Source organism: Mesorhizobium sp. M0601, from assembly GCF_040320845.1.
GTDB lineage: Bacteria > Pseudomonadota > Alphaproteobacteria > Rhizobiales > Rhizobiaceae > Mesorhizobium.
Genome location: NZ_JAMYQK010000134.1, coordinates 1 through 672, shown reverse-complemented (window position 1 = coordinate 672; position 672 = coordinate 1). Strand labels below are relative to the sequence as shown.

The following is a 672-nucleotide window of genomic DNA, read 5'->3' as shown; positions in this document are numbered from 1 at the left end:
CGGCGCTGGTCGGCGGAAGCGAAGTCGCGGCTGATCGAGGCGACACTGAAGCCGGGCGCGAATGTATCGGCCATTGCCAGACAAGCGGGGATGGCGCCGGCCCAGCTGTTCGGCTGGCGGAGCAAGGCGATCAAGAGCGGTGCGGTCACGCCACACAGGGATGCGGAGCGGCTCGGCTTTGTCGAGGTCACGCCGACAGCGTCTGCGTCGGTGGAGATCGAGCTGGGTGGCGTGGTCATTCGCGCCGGTGCCGATATCAATGAGGAGCAGCTGGTGCGGATTATCCGGGCGGTTCGCCAGGCATGATCCCGGCTGGCGTGAAGGTGTTGGTCGCCAGTCATCCCGTCGATTTTAGAAAAGGTCCCGACGGCCTTTTGGCACTGGTGCGCGATGCCGGCTCGGATCCATTCAACGGCGCACTTTATGTATTCCGCGCCAAAAGAGCGGACAGGATCAAGATCGTCTGGTGGGACGGCAGCGGCGTGTGTCTTTATGCCAAGCGGCTGGATGAGGCGAAGTTCTGCTGGCCGCGGATCGGCCACCACCGGGTCCAGCTCAATCATGCTCAGCTCATGGCTCTGGTTGACGGAATGGACTGGAAACGGGTTCGAACGGAGACCGTCAGGCGGCCGCAATCGGTTGGGTAAAACCCTGCGGCATGATGAATCAGGG

Annotated in this window: 2 protein-coding genes; both read left to right on the top strand. The window is 62.8% G+C overall.

The genetic code is table 11. The annotated features are described in order from the left end of the window. A partial coding sequence (locus tag NKI41_RS33240) for a transposase (protein WP_352687300.1) occupies positions 1–306 on the top strand: 306 nt, incomplete at its 5' end. Then, a complete protein-coding gene (tnpB, locus tag NKI41_RS33235) occupies positions 303–647 on the top strand; it encodes an IS66 family insertion sequence element accessory protein TnpB (protein WP_023675163.1) in 345 nt (114 codons plus the stop codon). The genes NKI41_RS33240 and tnpB, both read left to right, overlap by 4 nt. Positions 648–672 lie beyond the last annotated feature (25 nt).

Excerpts from the sequence above, each read along its gene's own strand:
- tnpB (WP_023675163.1), top strand. The coding sequence starts at position 303 with ATGATCCCGGCTGGCGTGAAGGTGTTGGTCGCCAGTCATCCCGTCGAT.